The sequence below is a fragment of the Nostoc sp. genome (assembly GCF_036918015.1).
Classification (GTDB): Bacteria; Cyanobacteriota; Cyanobacteriia; order Cyanobacteriales; family Nostocaceae; genus Nostoc.
Genome location: NZ_JBALEO010000085.1, coordinates 165,622 through 186,194 on the forward strand (window position 1 = coordinate 165,622; position 20,573 = coordinate 186,194).

General features: G+C 43.3%; 16 protein-coding genes. 11 read left to right on the forward strand and 5 right to left on the reverse strand.

Features of this window, described 5'->3' with window-relative positions; translation table 11 throughout:
* Positions 1 to 3 precede the first annotated feature (3 nt).
* The 3 genes from V7K61_RS26200 to V7K61_RS26210 form a co-directional block, all read right to left on the reverse strand.
* Positions 4 to 705 carry a DUF6391 domain-containing protein gene (locus V7K61_RS26200; RefSeq protein WP_335057917.1) on the reverse strand — a complete coding sequence of 234 codons (702 nt, stop codon included), beginning with the start codon at positions 703 to 705 and terminating at the stop codon, positions 4 to 6.
* Positions 702 to 971: a hypothetical protein gene (locus tag V7K61_RS26205; protein WP_335057919.1), complete on the reverse strand. Its 270-nt coding sequence runs from the start codon at positions 969 to 971 to the stop codon at positions 702 to 704. Before V7K61_RS26205 ends, V7K61_RS26200 begins: the two co-directional genes overlap by 4 nt.
* Positions 972 to 1,123: 152 nt before the next feature.
* Complete coding sequence (locus V7K61_RS26210; protein ID WP_099103136.1) at positions 1,124 to 1,387, reverse strand: helix-turn-helix domain-containing protein; 264 nt, start codon at positions 1,385 to 1,387, stop codon at positions 1,124 to 1,126.
* Between the two features lie 363 nt (positions 1,388 to 1,750).
* Here V7K61_RS26210 and V7K61_RS26215 point away from each other — a divergent pair, with 363 nt between their 5' ends.
* Both V7K61_RS26215 and V7K61_RS26220 read left to right on the forward strand, forming a co-directional pair.
* Positions 1,751 to 2,728 (forward strand): carbohydrate kinase family protein, encoded by a 978-nt coding sequence (locus tag V7K61_RS26215; protein WP_335057921.1) that lies wholly within the window; start codon positions 1,751 to 1,753, stop codon positions 2,726 to 2,728.
* Positions 2,729 to 3,340: 612 nt separating this feature from the next.
* Complete coding sequence (locus V7K61_RS26220; protein WP_335057923.1) at positions 3,341 to 3,772, forward strand: DUF6006 family protein; 432 nt, start codon at positions 3,341 to 3,343, stop codon at positions 3,770 to 3,772.
* A 98-nt stretch (positions 3,773 to 3,870) separates the two neighbouring features.
* Here V7K61_RS26220 and V7K61_RS26225 read toward each other — a convergent pair whose 3' ends face one another.
* A complete protein-coding gene (locus tag V7K61_RS26225) occupies positions 3,871 to 4,548 on the reverse strand; it encodes a polysaccharide deacetylase family protein (protein WP_335057924.1) in 678 nt (225 codons plus the stop codon).
* A 712-nt stretch (positions 4,549 to 5,260) separates the two neighbouring features.
* Here V7K61_RS26225 and V7K61_RS26230 point away from each other — a divergent pair.
* The 7 genes from V7K61_RS26230 (at position 5,261) to V7K61_RS26260 (ending at position 15,950) form a co-directional block, all read left to right on the forward strand.
* The gene (locus tag V7K61_RS26230; RefSeq protein ID WP_335057925.1) at positions 5,261 to 6,136 is read left to right on the forward strand and encodes an RnfABCDGE type electron transport complex subunit D; all 876 of its coding nucleotides are present in this window, start codon (positions 5,261 to 5,263) and stop codon (positions 6,134 to 6,136) included.
* A gap of 68 nt (positions 6,137 to 6,204) precedes the next feature.
* A complete protein-coding gene (locus V7K61_RS26235; protein ID WP_335057927.1) occupies positions 6,205 to 7,581 on the forward strand; it encodes a DUF2330 domain-containing protein in 1,377 nt (458 codons plus the stop codon).
* Between the two features lie 105 nt (positions 7,582 to 7,686).
* Entirely contained in the window at positions 7,687 to 8,337 is a 651-nt protein-coding gene (locus V7K61_RS26240) for a sigma-70 family RNA polymerase sigma factor (protein WP_334716183.1), read from the forward strand.
* Positions 8,338 to 8,532: 195 nt separating this feature from the next.
* A complete protein-coding gene (locus V7K61_RS26245) occupies positions 8,533 to 11,268 on the forward strand; it encodes a CHAT domain-containing protein (protein ID WP_442936365.1) in 2,736 nt (911 codons plus the stop codon).
* A gap of 292 nt (positions 11,269 to 11,560) precedes the next feature.
* Entirely contained in the window at positions 11,561 to 12,529 is a 969-nt protein-coding gene (locus V7K61_RS26250; RefSeq protein WP_335057931.1) for a DUF1822 family protein, read from the forward strand.
* Between the two features lie 176 nt (positions 12,530 to 12,705).
* The gene (locus tag V7K61_RS26255) at positions 12,706 to 15,048 is read left to right on the forward strand and encodes a CHASE2 domain-containing protein (protein WP_335057986.1); all 2,343 of its coding nucleotides are present in this window, start codon (positions 12,706 to 12,708) and stop codon (positions 15,046 to 15,048) included.
* 101 nt (positions 15,049 to 15,149) lie between these two features.
* Positions 15,150 to 15,950: a DUF928 domain-containing protein gene (locus V7K61_RS26260; protein WP_335057933.1), complete on the forward strand. Its 801-nt coding sequence runs from the start codon at positions 15,150 to 15,152 to the stop codon at positions 15,948 to 15,950.
* A gap of 157 nt (positions 15,951 to 16,107) precedes the next feature.
* Here the strand turns inward: V7K61_RS26260 and V7K61_RS26265 are convergent, their stop codons facing one another.
* A complete protein-coding gene (locus V7K61_RS26265) occupies positions 16,108 to 18,213 on the reverse strand; it encodes a M3 family metallopeptidase (RefSeq protein WP_335057935.1) in 2,106 nt (701 codons plus the stop codon).
* Positions 18,214 to 18,520: 307 nt separating this feature from the next.
* Between V7K61_RS26265 and V7K61_RS26270 the strand changes: the two genes are divergently transcribed.
* Both V7K61_RS26270 and V7K61_RS26275 read left to right on the forward strand, forming a co-directional pair.
* The gene (locus V7K61_RS26270; RefSeq protein WP_335057937.1) at positions 18,521 to 19,195 is read left to right on the forward strand and encodes a Uma2 family endonuclease; all 675 of its coding nucleotides are present in this window, start codon (positions 18,521 to 18,523) and stop codon (positions 19,193 to 19,195) included.
* Positions 19,196 to 19,501: 306 nt separating this feature from the next.
* On the forward strand, positions 19,502 to 20,458 hold the full coding sequence (locus V7K61_RS26275; protein ID WP_335057939.1) for a hypothetical protein: 957 nt from the start codon (positions 19,502 to 19,504) through the stop codon (positions 20,456 to 20,458).
* Positions 20,459 to 20,573: the final 115 nt, after the last annotated feature.

The following is a 20,573-nucleotide window of genomic DNA, read 5'->3' on the forward strand; positions in this document are numbered from 1 at the left end:
AGATTACTCTTGCCAGCCCACTTTAACAAAATGTGCCTCACGCCCCCAAACATCGCGTGTACGGGTAATATTTTCAATTGCTAGGTTAAAAGGAATGGCAGTTGTTAGGTAACGCTGTGCCATAGAACCTAAATCAGGTGCGAGTTCGGCGGCTGTCGTTGCCGCTAACCCTAAACCTATAAGTTGCTCGATTGGTCGAAATGGTAGCAACAGATGCACACCGACAGCTAGTCCAGCCGTTAAGAGCATTGCTACTGATAAATTTGTGCCACAACGGGGATGTACGGCCAAATCCCATTCTCCACTGGTGATGCGATGTCGAGCAAGTGTGACTGCACGCCGCAAATCACTAATGTTTACCTCACCATAAAGGTAGAATCCCTGCTCAGTAGATAAACCGCCTAATAGTTCATTATCTAGTTGAACATTAGTGGATTCTGCTGGGGCAAAATAGGCGCTTTTTGATTCGCTAAGAACCCAAACAGTAGCATGTTCTAAAGCATGAACCTGCCGCAGCATCAAAATTTCTTTCAACCCTGGAATAAACGATAGCTGTCTGAGTAAGTCGGCATCTTGTGTGGTTTGCGGAAAGTCTGAAGATTGCTCTTCCAGACTTGGAACCTTCTCAGATACAGGTATCGTAAAATCAAAGTTAAAAAATTCAAAGGGAGACGAGCTACCCTGAAAAGAAGCGGAAGTATTCATTGGTACACTACTCCCAAAGCCGATGGGGCAACATAGATTTCTTTCAAATGTAACGCTTGCACCACTGAATTGTTGCTAATTTTTGTAGATGATTGTTTAGCTGGGGCATGGGGCATTGTAGATTGTTCTCCCATCCCAGTCCCCAGTCCCCATTCCCCATTACCCCTTATCCCCAGAGGGGGCCCCACCTTCCCCAATCCCCAGTCAATTTGCAAAAGAATTCTAATCTTTGATAGTTTCCGAGTCCGAGGGTCAGCTGGCTCCACTTACATAAACTCCGGCTGAGTGAAGGACTCGGAACTTTTGGTAGAGTGTTCACACTGAAAACTTAGGCGTAAAAAGGGGAACAATCAGTAAAACTCAAAATTGGCTTGTAATTTACTAGACCAAAGCAATTACGCTTCTACTAGTAAATTGTTCATTCGATCTGGTTCGGTAGAGTACAGCAATTGACATCATTCAAACAGACTTTGCCCCACTGTAAAGCCCAGCGGACAAGAGCTACTCGATTATCTGTCTCGGTCTTGGTGAGAATATTACTGATATGGTTATCAACTGTACGCTTGCTAATCTCCAGTTTTCCTGCAATCTCTTGGTTAGTTAAGCCAGCGGCCACTAGGTCGATAATTTGCAGTTCTCTGTCTGACAGACTAACGGGGGTCTCAGACTTGCCACCAGCCATGACTATTTCTATCCTCGCTTGGTATATGTACTTAATCGCTCTTTCTAATTCTAGAAGATTCTTTTCTTGGTAGGGGTTTCAAGTGTTAGCAGTAATATGATTGTCAATATTTTCTTTGGATTTCAAGTTGGCAAAAATATAAACTACGCGACATTTTAAGTAATAAATATAGCTCATTTTGATAAATATGTCCTCTAAGCACTTAGCCCAAATAATCGAGGATTAAAAGCATATACAGGCTATATAAGTAGTAAAAATTGCTATTTAATTCTATGAAGGACTGGCGACAGATTAGTAGAAACTATTGTAGATTTTATACTGTAAATTCCTAATCCCAAATCGAAATCTAAAATTGAAAATGAGATGAGCAATCCCCGTGTTTTGTGCCTTGGTGAAATTTTGTTTGATTGTTTAGCCGATCAATTAGGGCTAAAGCTGGAAGAAGTGAAATCTTGGACTCCTTACCCAGGAGGGGCACCAGCTAACGTCGCCTGTGCTTTAGTCAAGCTAGGAGTATCAGCGGGATTTATCGGAGCTGTTGGCGAAGATGAGCCAGGAAATGCACTGGTAAAGCTATTACAAGATGTAGGTGTAGAGACTACGGGAGTACAACGCCATCCCACAGCACCAACGCGGCAAGTTTATGTTACACGGGATCTGGCTGGCGATCGCACCTTTGCCGGATTTGGTCAGTACGATACCGCAGAATTTGCCGATACTCGCCTGCAAGCTAAACAATTGTCAGATTCGCTGTTTCAACAAGCAGATTTTCTAGTTTTGGGTACTTTGGAATTAGCCTATCCTGAAAGTGAAGAGGCAATTCACCGCGCTTTAGAGTTAGCAGAACATTTTGACTTAAAAATTGTGCTGGATGTCAACTGGCGTCCTGTATTTTGGAAGGAGCCAAACATCGCCCATCAAAAAATTCCAGAATTATTTAATCGAGTTGATTTCCTCAAACTCTCCAAAGAAGAAGCTGAATGGCTATTTGAAACCGCAGATCCCGGAGCCATCACTTATCGTCTAGCTTCAATTGAGGGAGTACTGGTGACAGATGGGGAAAACGGCTGCACTTATTGTCTGGGTGAGAACGAAGGCAAATTACCCTCGTTTTCCATCCCTGTAGTTGATACAACTGGTGCAGGAGATAGCTTTTTGGCAGGATTCATCTACCAACTGAGTCAGTATGGTATCCACAGTTTGCGGGATGCAGAAATAGCAAAACGCATTGTTACTTATGCCAGTGCTGTTGGGGCACTGACTACTATTAAAGCAGGTGCGATCGCTTCTCAACCTACTGCTACTGAAGTCGAAGCTTTTCTCGCCGCACATCAACTCTAGGAACTAACATAAGCCACTGGGATATCAGCCACCACAGGCTGATACTCCTGGCTAGAAAATGGGCGAAAATCTTCATGCCATTGTGCGGTCATATTGCACAATAAACGCAGTTGGAGAAGTTTTGGTGTTAGGTTAATGCACTCAATTTTTACTTTTAGAAGTTCTGAATTATCCTCAGTGCATAAGAGGAATGCACTCAGGTCAGATAGATTTTGAAATTCGTTAGCTAAATACAGCAGAATTCAGTAGTAAAACACGCTTTATACCTGGGTAACAGACAAATATAGCGTTTCCTAATCACATGAGGTACATCTTAGCCCCCTCTTCGCTTGCGGGGAGGGGGTTGGGGGTGGGGTTATTGTACCTCACAAGGGCCGAGAACCGCTATAGTTGTGTACCTCACTTTCCTTGAAATCTGCAACAGTTCACCCGTTTGTAATAGATTAATCGGTTCAGTTGCACCAACAAGAAGATGTCGCAGTCTATGCGCAAAAAATATTAAATCTTTACACTTTTATTATCTGCATAAACAGTAATACTGATATCTATAAGTGAATAGAAAGTATAAGTGAATAAAAAGTTTAGATTAGCTTAAGGAATTGGTGAAGCATTATGAAAAATATCACAAAATGCCTTTTGGGTTTGGCGATTGTTCCTGCAAGTTTGGTATTGGCATCTAGTCATGTTAAAGCCAGTCAAATTGCTGGTGAGTGGTTCTTTGGTCTCTGGGATTGTAATATTGACGGTAGACCAGCGAAAATGCAGTGGAAAGTAGTCGATGATCCACAAACTAGTTGTAACGGTGATGTTTGCTCTACTAGTTCTGGTGTCCGTCTCGTCGGGCGGTTTAGTGATAACGGTAGTGCCTGGGTTCCTCTAGGAAAACGTTTTTCCAGCAGACAAAAACAGGATTTAGGTATTCGTTATTTAGGTGCAGAACAAGATAACTGGTATCTCAAATACAACAGTAGTACTAAAATAGCAGATGGTTGGACGACATGGCGGGGTAAGCGCTATCCACTACAATGTCGTAATCGCAGATAAACATTTGCCAAATTATGCAAAATATCTAAATAAGCGATCGCTAACTTTGAGTACTAAACACACTAGCACCACATTTTTATTTAAGACAGGCTAATCTTTTAGTTGGTCTTAGTTTGCTGCCATAGAGTATCAACACTCACAAACTCATAACCTTGTTGTAGCAGTTGTGGAATGAGAATTTGAATAGTGGCAGCAACATCTTGTCCACCGCAAGCACCATCATGCAAAACAATTATTGAACCATTTTTCACCTGCTGCATAATTCGCTGTACCACGGTGGTGACACCTGGACATACCCAGTCTTCTGGGACAACACTCCACATTACTGGGCGGTAATTCCACTGAGAAAAAAAATTTAAAGTAGCAGGTGTAAAGAAACCATTAGGCGGGCGGACATCTCGCACTTGTTGAGGTTGTAGGTTGCAGGAATTATAAATGGCAATTTGGGTTTTTTCTAAACTGTCCTTCAGGTCATTTGGGGAAAGCATGGGAAAAGAGCGATGATCGTAGCCATGCAATCCGATCCAGTGTCCGCGATCGCCAACGGCTTTAGCAATGGCTGGTGAACGGTTGACGCAAACACCCAACCAAAAAAAACTTGCTGTAATCTTGTAACGATCTAACACTGCCAAGACTTCGGGTGTGTATTGCGGATGGGGCCCATCGTCAAATGTGAGTGCGATCGCTTTAGCATGAGAATTTCCAGTCCAAAGACAGTTGGGAAAACTCGGCTGGAGAATGCGGTAGATAATTGGGAACAGGGGAGCTAGTTGCATTTTGCGTTTATCTGCTGCTGACAACTTTTTGTAGGTGTTGCTTAGGAAACTGCGTAGGCGTAGCCCGTCGTAGACATCGCATACAATGCCTCAATATTCTAGCCAAATTGGATGCCTTGGTAAGCGATTGCCACAGGAGGGGCAAGGAAGCACAGGATATCTTTCAGCAGTTCTCATAAGAGTGAAATGATCTTGATTGATTCCATCTCCAAAATATGGATCGATAAGCATAGGATTAGCTGTTTTTCCTCGCCAATTACAAGAATTACAGGCTAATGTTTCCAAGTGGACTCTTTGGAAGTTTGATTCTATTTCAACAAAAATATATGGCATCCATTTCTTCTTCCTCATCGATATGTTCCAAGCCCCAAGTGAAGCTCAGGGTATTTCTGAGTAAACTCAAGCCATGGCCAAAGCAAATCTAAAACAGCCAGTGGCATCTCATCAATCAAGGGGTTTAATCGCAAAGTGTCCCAGTCTTCTTGGCTGGGGAATAAGATTTCTTGACCGTCAATATAAGTGTGTTTGATGCTGGGTTGATTTGAGTTCATGAGCTTGTGACATACTTTTATACTAAACCTCTCTCCCTTTTACCAAGAAGATGCGGAGAGTTGGGATGCTTTGTAACAAAATCTGTAACAGTAATGCTATTTTTCCTAGCACTCGTCTAAATTGATGAGAAATCTACGGGGAATCCCTGAATAAAAGGGTAATGTTGCTCAAAGATATACGAGATTATCAAATACTATTTCTCGGCTTATTCCTAGTTTTGGGAATCGGTACACGAGATTGGACGCTGCGACCAGAATTGATTGGGGTAGCGATCGCCACAAGTCTAGCAACTCAATGGATATTGTCATTAGTCACTTGTCATTGGTCATTAGTAAATGACATAGACGCCCTAGCGGCTTCCCGCAGGGTAGGACAAAGCCCAAATTTTCGCAGTGCCTTAATTACCTCACTGGGACTCAGTTTACTGTTGCGGGCTGACCACTGGACGACAATGGCAATAGCCGCAGCACTTGCGATTGTCAGCAAATTTATCTTTCAAGTTGGCGATAAACATTTCTTCAATCCCGCCAACTTTGGCATCATATCTGCCTTGATTCTCACTCCCGATGCTTGGGTTTCGCCGGGACAATGGGGTGAAGAGTGGTGGTATGGGCTATTATTTCTCGGCACTGGTGGCATGATTTTGCAGCGCATTGGTCGTTGGGACACCACAGCAGCTTTTTTGGGTTCTTACTCTTTGCTGGAAGCTATTCGCAATTTGTGGCTGGGTTGGACTTGGGATGTTTACTGGCATCGATTGATGAGCGGGTCTTTGCTGCTGTTCGCCCTATTTATGATTACAGATCCGCGATCGATTCCTAATTCCCGAATTGGGCGTGTAGTTTGGGCAATCGGCATCGCCGGATTGACTTTTATCCTGCGAAATTATTTCTTTGTTTCCACAGCAGTTTTCTGGGCACTATTTGCCCTTGCACCCTTGAGCATCCTGCTAGATGTTCTCTGGTTAGCGCCAAGGTTTGCTTGGCAAGAGAAAGATGAGGAAGCAGGGGAAGAACTTCTAACTCAGCACTCCTAACTCTTGTACAGACGCGATTCATCGCGTCTCTATTCTCTAGCACTAATAAAATATAGAGGTATAAAATAATGAAATTTTTTCGACTTTTAACACCATTATTGTTAGCAATTGTAGCTGTTTTGTGCTTTGCCCCCGCAGCTTGGGCATTTTGTGGATTTTATGTAGCCAAAGCTGATACAAAACTGTATAACAAAGCTTCTCAAGTAGCGATCGCGCGGGATGGCGATCGCACTATCATGACAATGGCAAACGATTTTCAAGGCGAAGTCAAAGATTTTGCAATGGTAGTACCAGTGCCAACGGTGCTGCAAAAAGAACAAGTTCGCGTCACTGAAACCAAGATTATCGAGCGGCTAGATGCTTTTAGTGCGCCGCGATTGGTAGAATATTTCGACCCAGATCCTTGTGCCCCAGTTTACGATAGAGAGTTATCAGCAGCACCAGCACCAGCAGCAGCGAGAAGTGAAGCGGGGGGTGCAAGGGACGATGCTAGTTTGGGTGTGACGGTTGAAGCACGTTTTAACGTTGGCGAATACGATATTTTGATCCTCAGTGCGAAAGAATCTGGTGGATTGGAAACTTGGCTAAAACGCAATGGCTACAAAATCCCCAGAGGTGCGAAACAGTTACTTCAGCCTTACATTCGCTCCTCAATGAAATTCTTTGTTGCTAAAGTCAATTTGGATAAATTCGAGCAATCTGGCTACCAGTTTCTCCGTCCACTACAAATTTCCTACCAATCGCCTAAATTCATGCTGCCAATTCGTTTAGGCATGATCAATGCTAAGACAGAGCAGGATTTGATTGTCTACATTCTCTCGCCCCAAGGACAGGCAGAAATCACTAACTATCGGACGGTAAAAATTCCTTCCGACGCGAACATTCCCTTATTTGTCAAAGATGAATTTGGTGAATTCTACAAATCCATGTTTCAAACTATCTACACCAAAGAAGACAGGAAAGTTGGTTTTTTAGAATACGCTTGGGATATGGGTAGTTGCGATCCTTGTTCTGCCGAACCCCTGACTCCAGAAGAACTCAAGCAAGCGGGTGTATTTTGGCTAGATGATAATTCTACAAGTAATGTGCCAGTACCCCCCAGCTTTCGTCGTCCCTCTCCTAGAAGTAACGTCTTCATCTCTCGATTGCATGTTCGCTATACCCGCGACAAATTCCCTGAAGACTTGATATTTCAACAAACTGCCAACAGTGAATCTTTTCAAGGACGCTATGTTTTACAACATCCGTTCCAAGGGGAACTCAAATGTCAGGCTGGTAGACAATATAAGCAGTCTTTACCCAAACGTTTTGAACAAGAGGCGCAAACTCTAGCTAAACTAACCAACTGGAAAATCCAAGATATTCGCAACAAAATGAAATTGAGTGTAGGTAATCTGAGATATTCTTGGTGGGAAAATGTCCTATCCTGGCTGGGATTATATTAAAGAGAGTGATTTTCAAAAAGATCCAGTATCTTGACGAAAGGTAATTCTTTCGGGTGTTGTTATACGCAATACTAAGATATTCTTGCTTTCTTCGCCAAGATTGTCATGGTTCAATTCGATGAACAGCTACGCCGCTTAGTTACAGAAGCCTGTGGACACCAACCTGGAAGCCCTCAGCGTCAGAAGCTGCTCACGCAAATTATTCGCTTGACAGCAAGTAGACTCTGGAGGGAAACTACTCCCTACTATCAAGACGCACTACAACAAACTTGGTTGTATTTCTGTCGCAATGTTTGTGAAGGTTTGACAGGTCAAATCTACGATCCCAATTATGGCAGTGTGATCACGTGGCTGAATGCTTACCTAAAACGGAGACTACAAGACTTTTACCTTAAGCAGAACCGAGAACAAGCCACAACAGTCCCTCTGAGAATTCGTCAGTCTACATCTGGTGGAACAAGTGAAACCATCGATCCTGTAGATAATCTACCGGCTAGCCCCCAAGCACCTCCAATTTTGGAAGACTTGGAGATATGGGCGAAGACAGATTCGGATGGGGAACTGCGCGGTACTTACATTAAAGGGCGTCCAGATGTGAATTGTCAGGTGTTAATTCTCAAACGCTTACCCCCAGAAGTTAGCTGGAAAGATTTATCTGAGGAATTTGGGTTGTCAATTCCGACATTAAGCAGTTTTTATCAACGCCAATGTTTACCGCGTTTGCGTAAGTTTGCAGAATTGGAGGGATTATTATGATTGGTGCTGTTTCGGTGGGTTTTTGGTTAAGGTTCGCGATCGCCTTTTAACTATAGCTAATCAAGTTTCACTGCGATCGCCATAAATAAGAAAATTGTGGAAGCTCAAAGATTGGTGAGGAATGGGAATGGTAACATTACCCTGGTAGCCTAATATTTCATCCTATGTGTTTCTGGTTATCACCTACCTCTCGTCATGCTTATGGCTAAAACAACTAGGATTTTTGGCGCGAATTCTCTAAAGTTTAAAAGCAGGGTTCGCTGGCTTACCTCCCTAACTCACTTTTTACGTTTGCCTTTGTACTTCCTGATCGCTTTGCTATGCATTGTCGGTTCACCAGTGCTAGCAAAAGTTCCTAGCTCTATCAATTCTTTATCCCAATTGCCAATAAATAGTATAATATCGCTGGCTGTGGCCACTGATGCCGCCTCACTCCTACAGCAGGGCAAAGTTTTATACAGTAATGGCAACTTTGCCAAAGCTGTAGAAGTGTTACAACAGGCTGTCCAAATATATAAGCACACTTCGGCATTGCTCAGTGACCAGCAAGGGGAGAGCCTTGCACTGGCAGTCACATTGAGTAATCTTTCCCTCGCTTACCAGCAACTCGGTGCATGGAGTCAGGCGCAGCAGGCAATTACAGAAAGCTTAAATTTACTCAAAGGACTGGATAAAAACCAAAATTTGCCAATATTTGCCCAATCATTAGATATTCAAGGTCGTCTGCAATTGGCAATGGGACAGTCTGAGGCAGCTTTGGCAACTTGGCAGCAAACAGAAGAAATTTACAAACAAGCAGATAATCAAAGTGGTGTGGTGCGATCACTAATCAATCAAGCACAGGCGTGGCGCACCCAAGGATTTTACCCGCGAGCGTTCAAAACACTCGATAGAATAAGTCAGACGTTAAAATCTCAACCAGATTCTCTAGAAAAGACAGTGAGTTTGCGATCGCTCGGTGATGCCCTTTTGGTATTGGGCGATTTGAAAAAGTCACGCCAAGCATTAGAAGAAAGTCTGATAATTGCTCAAAATCTCCAATCAAGCGCTGATATTGGGGCTAGTCTGTTCAGCTTGGGGAATAATGCCCGTAAACAAAACCAAAAGGAACAGGCGATCGCCTATTATCAAAAAACAGTCGCAGTATCTCCCTCACCCCTGACAAAAGTTCAGGCACAACTCAATCACCTGGGACTACTGATTAAAGATAGAGAATGGGCAAAGGTGCAAACTATTTTGCCGTCGATTCAGTCCCGCCTCAAGCAACTCCCCCTCAGCCGTGCGAGTATTTACGCTCAGGTTAACTTTTCACAAAGTTTAGCAAAAGTCAATAGTGGTGTATTGCAAGCATCAAGTCAAACTTTTTACTCAGGATTAAGCACAAAAGACTCAGCAAAATTACTCGCTAGTGCCATTCAGCAATCCCGCAGTTTAGGGGACAAACGGGCAGAGGCTTATGCTCTGAAGAGTTTAGGCGGCTTGTATGAAGAAACCAAACAGTGGTCAGAAGCGCAAGATTTGACCCGGCAAGGATTAGCTTTGGCGCAGAGTAGCAATGCACCAGAAATTACCTATAGCTTGGAGTGGCAGTTAGGTAGATTGCTTTGGGCACAAAAAGATATTAATGGTGCGATCGCCGCTTATGATGCTGCTGTAGACACTCTTGAGTCTCTCCGCAGAGATTTAGTAGTCAATAAAGATGTAGTGAACCAGGATGTGCAATTTGACTTCCGAGACAGCGTAGAACCCGTCTACCGCCAGTCAGTAGAGTTACTGCTGCAATCTCAAAAAGGAAAACCAAATGAAAAAATATTGGAGAAAGCACGTCAGCGAATTGAAGCACTCCAACTAGCCGAATTAGACGACTTCTTTCAGGAAGCTTGTCTGCAAGGTCAGAAAGTAACCCTAGATCGAGTAGTAGACAAAGATAATTCCAAGGCTACCATCCTTTATCCAATTATTCTTCGTGACGAACTCCAGGTAATTGTCAAAATTCCTACACAACCTCTGCAAAGCTACAGTACCAAAATTTCCCAAGGAGAAGTAGAGAAACTCTTAATAGAACTGCGAAGAAATCTTGTCGATCCAACTGCTACTAAGATCGTCCAAACCCAATCGCAACAAGTTTACAACTGGCTACTTAAACCCATTGAGTCACAACTGCAACAAAGTCGCGTCGATACGTTAGTGTTCGTCCTAGATGGGCCATTACGCAATTTACCAATGGCAGCTCTCTACGATGGTAAACAATATTTAGTAGAGAAATATGCGATCGCCCTGAGTGTCGGTCTACAACTCCTCGACCCGAAACCGTTGGTAAAACAGCAGCTGAGAGCGCTAACCGCAGGACTGACTCAGCCACCGCCAGGATTTCCCAAATTTGCACCATTGCTGGCGATCAAATCTGAATTTGACGGTATTGCGAAAGCAGGAGTTTCGACAACCAGCCTACTGGATGGCGATTTTAAGAAAAAGAATTTGGAAAGTGAAATTGGTGCTACTTCATTCAACATAGTGCATTTGGCAACCCACGGTCAGTTTAGCTCCCGCCTCGAAGACACTTTTATTTTAGATTTCGATGGTCAGATCAATGTCAAAGATTTTGATACTCTCTTCCGCAGTCAGGGTAAAACCGTAGTAGAGTTATTGGTTTTGAGTGCTTGCCAGACAGCAACAGGAGACAGCCGTGCAGCACTCGGTCTAGCAGGAGCAGCTGTCCGAGCTGGGGCACGTAGTACCATCGCTTCCCTGTGGCAAATTGATGATGAATCAACAGCGATGTTTGTTAGTGTCTTCTATCGAGAACTTAAGAGTGGCAAGATCACCAAAGCCGAAGCAGTCCATCGTGCCCAACTACAACTGCTAAAACATCCCAACTACAGAGCGCCAAGCTTTTGGTCTGCCTATGTATTAATTGGTAATTGGTTGTGATTTGGAGAGTCAATCTTCGTAATTGAACGCTCAAATTGTCCGCTCAAAATTTGGCAATCTATCTGCTAGTTGATAAGCAGCTTTTAGCAGCTTGAAGCTATCTTGATAAAAGTATAAATACTCAAAATCTCTATCTCTAGATCATTGCAATATACAATCTTTTAATTTTGTGGGATATTTTTACCTAATCCCCAGTCCCCAATTCTCTTTTTCCAGTATTCAGTTTTGTGGCATAAATTTATTGAATGCGGGTGATATATACATAGCAGCATTGATCCCTAGAAATTGACTTATGAATAACTCCACCTATCAGCTAGATGATTTCGCTTTAACATTGCCGATTTCCCAAACAGCCCGCATAACTGCCCAGCAATTTGCTAACCAGCAACCAAATCTTGAAAAAGCAGAGCAAGTCCGGCTGAATACTTTAGCTGTATGGGTGGTGAATGACTACTTGCAGATGATGGATATTCCTACCGATCTTCAAGCTAGTGACAGTTGGAACCCCATCATGCGTCTTTGTGGGGATATCGCTGATTTAGAAGTGCCCTCAATTGGCCGTCTGGAGTGTCGCCCTGTCCATCTGCATCAGGAGATATGTTTTATTCCTCCAGAAACTTGGGAAGAACGGGTGGGTTATTTAATAGTTCAATTTGATGAATCGCTCGAAGAAGCAAGGCTGCTTGGTTTTATTCCTACTGTAGCAACTGAAACAGTTCCTTTAGCACAACTACAACCATTGGAAGCGTTTATTGACCACATCTGGGAACTGCATCAATCCCCACTTAATTCATTAGTGAATTTGAGTCAATGGTTTGCTGGTATATTTGAGACTGGTTGGGAGACTATTGAATCGCTGTGGAACGTGCCGGAACTCAGTCCAACTTATGCCTTTCGCAGTGTTGAAACTTTGGAATTAGATACCCTCAAACAACCAGAATCAATTACTAAACGGGCAAAAGTGATTGATTTAGGTATCCAAATCCACAACCAACCTGTAATGTTGATTGTGGAAATCAGCCCCGAAAAAGATCGACAAACTAATATTCATCTGCAATTGCACGCCACTGGAAATCAAATCTACTTGCCACCAGGAGTTCATCTCACTGTTATAGATAGTTCAGGAGCAATATTTCTCGACGCTCAATCTAGAAAATTAGACAACTACATTCAGTTGCAGTTTCGTGGTGAACCTACAGAGCAATTTAGTGTTAGGGTAGCCTTGGATAATACCAGTATTACCGAATATTTCCGAATTTGAAATATGTAGCTATCTTCCTTCTTTCGTCGGTAATTTATTAAGTGATAATTCATTAATTGAAAATTAAAAATCCCAGCTAGCTTTTGGGGATTTTGAAAAAATCTGTAGACGCTTGTGAAGCTTGCGATCGGACATTAGAACAGGGCACGATCTTGGATGGGGAAATAGCGACGGTTATGGGTAAATTAGTGGCGATCAAATTTGGAGAGGGTAGTTTTGAGCAGGGGTTTGCTGTCACCCTCCAAATTGGTGAAGAACACGAGCGTGCTACAACCGAAATCACCGGGAGGCTCCCTTCATTCCCGGAAATGCCGCTCTATTATAGTCATTGGCAGTCTAGTTATCGGCAGATAGGCAATCGTTATCGCCTCCATGCTGACCAAATGCAGGTGACGAATGTATCGATGGTGCAAGACTGCGAAAACGCTTCTCATATTTTGCGGGCACGCTTTAATACCTGGCTGCGAGCAGAGGAGTTTCGCCCGTTGAGGGAAAAATGGTTAGAGAGATTATCGTCCAGTGACGAAGTACGGGTGATTCTGCAAACAGAAAATAGCCAATTGCAGCTATTACCTTGGCATCTGTGGGACTTGTTAGAACGCTATCCCAAAGCTGAAATTGCCCTTTCTTCACCATCTTACGATCGCATTCACAAGCCACACACTCTCAATCAATTAGTCAATATTTTGGCAATTGTGGGCAATAGTAAAGGGATTGACACCCAAGCCGATCGAGCTTTACTGCAACAGTGTAGTAACGCAGAGGTGAGCTTTTTGGTAGAACCACAACGTAAGGAACTCACTGACCATCTTTGGGGAAAAAACTGGGATATTCTTTTCTTTGCCGGACACAGTTCCAGTAACAAAAATGGAGAAAGCGGACGAATTTACCTGAATAGAACTGATAGTCTGACCATTGGCGAGTTAAAGTACGCTCTCAAAAAAGCCATTGAAAACGGTTTGCAATTAGCTATATTCAACTCCTGCGATGGATTGGGGTTGGCGCGAGAATTGGCTGATTTGCAAATTCCTCAAATAATTGTCATGCGCGAACCCGTCCCAGACCAGGTTGCGAAGGAGTTTTTAAAATATTTTCTCCAAGGCTTTGCTGGTGGCGAGTCTTTATATCAAGCGGTACGCCAAGCGCGGGAACGCTTGCAAGGACTTGAGGATAGATTTCCTTGTGCGACTTGGCTACCAGTAATTTGCCAAAATCCGGCGCAGATACCACCAACTTGGGATCAATTAAGGTATACAAAATCTAAAGAGGAAGAGCAAGCAAGTTTACCTTTGTCTAACAGACGCAGATTTAAGAGAACTGTATTATCCAGCTTGGCAGTTACAGCTTTGGTTTTTGGCGTGAGATTGGTGGGATTGCTAGAAAATCCAGAGATTCAAGCCTTTGACCTAATGATGCGATCGCGCCCTGGCGAAGGACTCGATCCCCGACTTTTGATCATCACAATTGACGATGACGATTTAGCGACTCAAAGACAAAATGGTGAGTCCTTGATCGGAGCTTCTATTTCCGAAAAATCTCTCAATAAACTCTTAGCAAAACTGAATCAATACCAACCCCGCGCGATCGGATTGGATGTCTACCGTGATTTTCAGGCCAAAGAGCCAGATTTAATTACTCGTCTCCAGCAAACTCAGAACTTGGTTGGCGTGTGCAAGGGGAGCGATCGCTCAGGAAATATCAAAGGCATTAAGGGGCCACCAGAAATCCCTGAAGCAAATCTGGGATTCAGTGACTTTATTCACGATCGCGATGGAGTTATTCGTCGGCATCTTCTGTTCATGAATCAGGAGACGACATCATTGTGTTCTGCTCCATATTCCTTCAGTTTACAACTAGCATCCCTTTATCTACACCCTTTAGGAATTCAAACAAAGTTCACCCCTGAAGGAAATTTGCAATTGGGTAAGACTATTTTTCCAAATCTGAAGTCTCGTACTGGTGGCTATCAAAATATTGATGCTAATGGCGGTCAAATCTTACTCAACTATCGTTCTTCAAAAGAAATAGCCGAACAGGTAAAGCTAACGCAATTTTTATCTAGTCCAATTAACCCCAACGCCATCAAAAACCGGATTGTTCTCATTGGTGTGACTGCAAAGGGCGATTCTCCAGACACCTGGCCTACACCTTATGGCATTCCTTTAGATGAGCAAATGCCAGGAGTACTGGTACAAGCTCACATGGTCAGCCAGATCCTTGGTGCAGTCCAGGATGGGCGGCCTTTGCTGCGGGCTTGGTCATGGTGGGCTGAGGTCGCCTGGATTTGGGGCTGGTCTTTGATTGGGGGAGTCCTAGCTTGGCGCAGACTTTCGTTACCCTGGTTGGCATTGGCAATCGGTGTTACTTCTAGCCTTTTGTATCTACTTTGCTTTGGTCTGTTCATTTCGGGTGCTTGGGTGCCTTTCGTACCCTCGGCTTTATCGTTGGTAGCTATGGGGGTTTTGATGTCAATTTATAATAATTCAAAAACAAAAGTGCGGGCGGGGAATGGGGAATAGGGGGCAGGGGAGCAGTTGCAGTAAGTTTTTTCCCTTTGCCCCTCTGCCTCTTGTGCCCAATCTAAAATCTAAAATCTAAAATCCTATGAGGTCAGGTTTCTATGAATTTAAATTCACAACCGATAAAACTGTTGTTAGTAGTAGCTTTTAGCTGTACAAGTTTATTAGCTAGTCTGACTCCAGTACTAGCGAAACCAACCCCTAATCGCTCTGATGCTAAAACGATCCTTGCTCAAGCCAAAACCTTTAATCAACCTCCAATTCCAGCTGGCTCCCCTCCTGGAGGTCGCGTTCGTGGTGGAGCGAAGCGCGGAGAACCTGGATGTCCTACAACTAAAATTGACTTGACTGCTTTAGTGCCCTTTACTCAGGAAGCTAACTCTGTAATTAATGTCTGGGGACAAACAACAGTAGAACATCCAAGTTGGTTTTTCTATGTCCCATATACCAAAGATTCGCCATATACAGTTGAATTTGTGTTGCAAGACCAGGACGATAACGAGGTATACAAAAAAGCGATCGCTCTCCCAGATAAGCCAGGAGTCATCCGCGTTTCTTTGCCTAGCAATGCACCCGGTTTAGCAGTAGATAAACAATACCGTTGGTTTTTCACCATTAACTGTGACAAGCAAAAGAACTCGCCCCCAACTTTTGTTGAAGGGGTAATAAAACGAGTTAATCTGAGTCAACCAACAGTCAAAGAAATAGAAACCGCAGAACCTATAAAGCGCTATGCTATCTATGCCCAAAATGGGATATGGTACGAGGCACTGACAACATTGGCTGAACTGCGTCAACAAAATCCTCAAGATGCAGCCCTGAAAGCAGAGTGGCGAAATTTGTTAGGCAGCATCCGCTTAGATGATGTTGCCGGAGAACCCGTTCTTCCAGGAACACTGTAAACGAGGAAAAAAGAATGCAAAAAATAGACCACTTGTAGAGACGCGATTCATCGCGTCTTTACTTTACCCAACGATGTGTTGCAATCACTAATTGAATTGGTATAAGCAAAAATTGATGTAGAGACGTTGCAATACAACATCTCTACAGATGTGTTGTTTAGTTTGCAGCAGCACTTACTAAACCATTGTGCCTGAGCAAAGCGATCGTACTTGGTTCACGACCCCGGAAAGTCTTAAACACCTCCATTGGATGCTTGCTACCACCGAGTGCTAGTACCGTATCACGATAACGCCGACCTGTAGTTTTTATAGCTTCTTCATTTTCTAGCCCAGCTTCTTCAAAAGCGGCAAAAGCGTCAGCACTAAGTACTTCAGCCCATTTATAACTGTAGTAGCCTGCTGCATAACCACCCTCAAAAATGTGCCCAAAAGAACACAACATTGAATCTTCTGGAAGTGGTGGTAAAACAGTAGTAGTCTTAGCTATGCGATGACGCACATCTGTTGGAGTTTCATTGCTGCCAGAACGATAGCGGTAATGTAGTTCTAAATCAATACTGCTAAGGTGAATTTGCCGTAACATACCAGTACCACTCATATAATTACGCGCCGCTAGCAGCTTTTGATAATAATGCTCTGGTAGGGCTTCTCCAGTTTCGTAATGTTTAGCCATGCCAAACAAAGTGGGTCGCTCATAACACCAGTTTTCCATAAACTGGCTGGGTAGTTCCACTGCATCCCATTCCACATTATTGATACCTGCGGCTCCTGCATAGTCAACCTTGGTGAGCATGTGATGCAATCCATGACCAAATTCGTGGAACAAAGTCTCTACTTCATAGAAAGTCATCAAACTCGGCTTGCCATCTACTGGGGGAGTTTGGTTACATATCAAATAAGCCACAGGCAATCGGATGGCAGTTGCACCATTTTCAGTTTTGGCACGATTGATGCATACATCCATCCAAGCACCGCCGCGTTTTTCTGCTGGACGGCTATAGGGGTCTAAGTAGAAGTAAGCGATGGTAAAACCAGTTTCATCGGCTATTTGGAAATAACGGACATGCTCATGCCATACTGGGGCTTTACCATCGGCAGGGGTCACTGTAACACCAAAGAGCCGCTTAACAAGCCCAAACAAGCCATCTAGCACTTGGGGAAGGGGAAAGTAGGGACGTAATTCTTCAGCAGTAAAGGCAAATTTGGCTTCTCGTTGGCGTTCTGCCCAAAAGCTGATGTCCCAATGTTTTAAATCTTGATATTCTTCTCCATAAGATGCAGCAAAAGCTTGGAGTTCTTTTAAGTCTTTGACAGCAGCATCATAACTGGCCTGGCGTAGTTCTTCTAATAGTGCTTCAACTGCCTCAACATTAGGAGCCATTTTACTTGCAAGGCTCAACTCGGCAAAACTCTTAAAGCCAAGTATATCTGCGAGTTCTTGCCGTAACTCCAAAATACGCACAATTAACGGGTTATTATCTAAATCGCCACTAGAAGCGCGAGTGATATGAGCTTTGTAGAGCTTTTCACGCAAATCTCGACGGGTACTGTGCTGCATGAAAGGGCCGTAGCTGGGGAAGTCTAAAGTAATGCGCCAAGGGCCATTTTCTGGTGTGGCGTTCTCTTCTTTTGCCGCACGTGCAGCTTGGGCAGCTAAACTCACCAAACTTGGTGGTAAACCGTCAATTTCCGCTTTTGTTGTCAAGGTTAAGCTAAAGGCTTTCGTAGCATCAAGTACATGGTTAGAGAATTTAGTAGAAAGTTCTGCCAACTCCATCTGAATGGCATTGAAACGGTCTCTTGCCTCTCCTTTTAAGCCAACACCAGAAAGTTCTGCATCTCGAATAGCGGCTTCTACAATGCGCTGTTGGGCTAATTCTAAAGTTGCCCAACTATCACTGCTACGGAGTGCCTTAAAAGCATTGTAGATGGGTTGGCTTTGACCGAGTTTGTTAATAAATTGTACAACTAGTGGCTGTACGATTTCATGAGCTTCGCGCAGTTCCGGGCTATTTTTAACACCCATTAAATGATTTACCGTCCCCCAACTCCAGGTAAGCCGTTCTGTCAGCTTTTCTAAGGGTTCTACTAAATCACTCCAAGTAGGCTGTACACTAGCCTCTAAGGTAGCAAGTTGCTGGTCAAGTTCTGCTAGCAACTGATTGAAGGCGGGTACTACTCGTTCTGGTTTAATCTCTGTAAATGGAGGTAAACCAGTGCCTTGGAGTAAAGGATTATCAGAAATAATGGTACTTGCACTCATAGTTTTGTGTGAACTGCGAACGAATAAAAATCAACAATGATTTTTAGTTATATATCTTCTAATGTAACGATCGCTGTGCTATTTATTATTGCCATTGTGGCAAAAAGGTAAAAAAAACGATAATTCCTCACAAAAGTATCCTGATATGAGTATTTTGTTTAGTTTATGAACAATATTGTCGGGGACTGGGAACCGAGCAGGAAATCCTCCCCTCTGCTCCTTTCGTTTACTCCGCAGTTTTAGAAATGTTAGCGAAAGTCTCTAAGATAATATAAATGCACCCATCCTCTTAATCAGGTGGCTAATTATGACTAGCCTCTTACCCAATTCTCAATCAACAGAAGTTTTTTATCCAAGCTCGGATGGTGAACCTTTGGCAGAAAGTTATGCTCATTTATGTGCTTTACTGTCAACTTTAGAAGTATTGAGGCAATATTTGCTGGATCGGCAAGCAACGGTTTTGAGTAACCAGTTTCTCTATTATGCTCAGGGTTTTCCGAGGTTACGGATAGCTCCTGATGTAATGGTAATTTTTAATGTCGCTCCTGGAGGCCGCGATAATTACAAGATATGGGAAGAGGGACAAGTACCTGTAGTAATCTTTGAAATGACCTCCCAGGGGACTAAAAACCAGGACACGGGCTTCAAGAAGACGCTCTATGAACAGTTAGGGGTAATGGAGTACTGGTTATTTGATCCCAAGGGAGAGTGGATTAAGGAGCAATTACAAGGCTATCGGCTCAGAGGCGAGGTGTATGAGCCAATTACAGATAGTCGATGCGATCCTTTGCAGCTGCGCTTGCAAATAGAGGGGCAACTGATTGGTTTTTATCGAGAAGACACTGGAGAAAAGTTGCTGATTCCAGAGGAGTTGGCAGAGGCACTGAAACAGGAAAGATTGGCGAGGGAACAAGCAGAGTCGCAGGTGGAAAGGTTGAAGGAACAACTGCGATCGCTTGGCGTTGACCCTGATACTATCTAGCTATACATTTGCGATCGCATGTGGCGGGTGTTTCGCACTGTCGCAAAAAGACACGATAATGTAATATGTCAAACAGATAACTCCTCCGTCAGCATGGGCGTTACCTAAAAACCAGAGTTTCAGCCCGATAATTCCACGTTTTCAAGGCGTAGAAGCGTACAAATTAACTGAGCGTCAGCGAGCGTCCTTACAAACCGCAAAGGAAGGCTCCAGATTTCCATATTTATGATATTATTTGGCAACTCATCTTTTTACTCGTAAAATCGAAGACAAGATCAAGGTCAGTAGAAAAGAGTCCCTAAATTAATGAATACGTTAATCAGTCAGGGTGGAAGAGCTATCACTAAATTTCAGGTGGTAGACCGGATAAACGATATAGCTTGGCAAGCTCACCAAGGCAGCGTTGCGGCGATTATTCAGCTATTGAACGAAAAGCTAGGCCAGTCGTGTGTCAGAACTAGAGCCATTTTTTCTGATGGTGTCCTACAAATTCTGTGCGAGGCAGCTAGAGTAGAGCAACTAGAGCAATCTTCCCTGGTAGAACAAATCCACCAAATTCTTGAGTCTATCGCCCCGCGTCACATTCGCCGCGTCAAGATCAACAGTCGGATTGTTCGAGAACAACAATTGCTGTGGTTAAAAGAAATAGATAGCGATCGCGAAAATCAATTGCTTTGGTCACAGGAAATTACATTAATTCAGCCCAATATTGTAAAGCAATTAATTAAAGATTTCACAGAAGCTCAAGCTGAACTAGGAAAACCAAATTATCCTAAAACTCAAGTCTCTCGTCCTTTAGTACTCATTAACAAAGAAAAATACAAAAATAAACCTAAAACAAAGATATTAGCAGCAGCTGGTTTATGCTCGCTGTTGTTGCTTAGTTGGGTTGTTTATGCCCAGCTAGGTAATAAACTCAAAAACCTCATACAACTAGAAACTTCCAAATCTTTAACTACAGAAAATACTAACGATAGAAAAGCCCAAACACCATCCCGCGCTCCTAACAATAACTTTTCTGAGCCATCTGACGATCCATTTCAAATATCTGTGCGAATTGCAAACCTTGCTTCTGCATCTGGTAAAACAGCTACAACCTCAACTCAGTGGTTAGAGATCGCTGCCAAATGGCAACGGGCTTCAGATTTAATGAGTAAAGTACCACAAACCCACAGCCGTTATCAAGAAGCTAAGATTCGTACTCAACTTTATAAGAAATATAGTGAGGCGGCACAGAAAGAAGCTGATAAAAGTAAATCTTAGTTTTTTCTGATTGGAAGACTTCGATTAGTGATTAGTATTCCAGTAGTAGGAAATGGATTATTCACTTTACTTCTGGCGCTTAACCCAAACGCGCAAAATGAATTTAAATGCTTCG

Bases quoted from the DNA above. Each gene is read 5' to 3' on its own strand.
- V7K61_RS26200 (WP_335057917.1), bottom strand. From the start codon at position 705: ATGAATACTTCCGCTTCTTTTCAGGGTAGCTCGTCTCCCTTTGAATTT.
- V7K61_RS26225 (WP_335057924.1), bottom strand. From the start codon at position 4,548: ATGCAACTAGCTCCCCTGTTCCCAATTATCTACCGCATTCTCCAGCCG.
- V7K61_RS26275 (WP_335057939.1), top strand. From the start codon at position 19,502: ATGAATACGTTAATCAGTCAGGGTGGAAGAGCTATCACTAAATTTCAG.
- V7K61_RS26270 (WP_335057937.1), top strand. From the start codon at position 18,521: ATGACTAGCCTCTTACCCAATTCTCAATCAACAGAAGTTTTTTATCCA.
- V7K61_RS26250 (WP_335057931.1), top strand. From the start codon at position 11,561: ATGAATAACTCCACCTATCAGCTAGATGATTTCGCTTTAACATTGCCG.
- V7K61_RS26265 (WP_335057935.1), bottom strand. From the start codon at position 18,213: ATGAGTGCAAGTACCATTATTTCTGATAATCCTTTACTCCAAGGCACT.
- V7K61_RS26260 (WP_335057933.1), top strand. From the start codon at position 15,150: ATGAATTTAAATTCACAACCGATAAAACTGTTGTTAGTAGTAGCTTTT.
- V7K61_RS26220 (WP_335057923.1), top strand. From the start codon at position 3,341: ATGAAAAATATCACAAAATGCCTTTTGGGTTTGGCGATTGTTCCTGCA.
- V7K61_RS26240 (WP_334716183.1), top strand. From the start codon at position 7,687: ATGGTTCAATTCGATGAACAGCTACGCCGCTTAGTTACAGAAGCCTGT.
- V7K61_RS26230 (WP_335057925.1), top strand. From the start codon at position 5,261: ATGTTGCTCAAAGATATACGAGATTATCAAATACTATTTCTCGGCTTA.
- V7K61_RS26235 (WP_335057927.1), top strand. From the start codon at position 6,205: ATGAAATTTTTTCGACTTTTAACACCATTATTGTTAGCAATTGTAGCT.
- V7K61_RS26245 (WP_442936365.1), top strand. From the start codon at position 8,533: ATGCTTATGGCTAAAACAACTAGGATTTTTGGCGCGAATTCTCTAAAG.
- V7K61_RS26255 (WP_335057986.1), top strand. From the start codon at position 12,706: ATGGGTAAATTAGTGGCGATCAAATTTGGAGAGGGTAGTTTTGAGCAG.
- V7K61_RS26215 (WP_335057921.1), top strand. From the start codon at position 1,751: ATGAGCAATCCCCGTGTTTTGTGCCTTGGTGAAATTTTGTTTGATTGT.
- V7K61_RS26210 (WP_099103136.1), bottom strand. From the start codon at position 1,387: ATGGCTGGTGGCAAGTCTGAGACCCCCGTTAGTCTGTCAGACAGAGAA.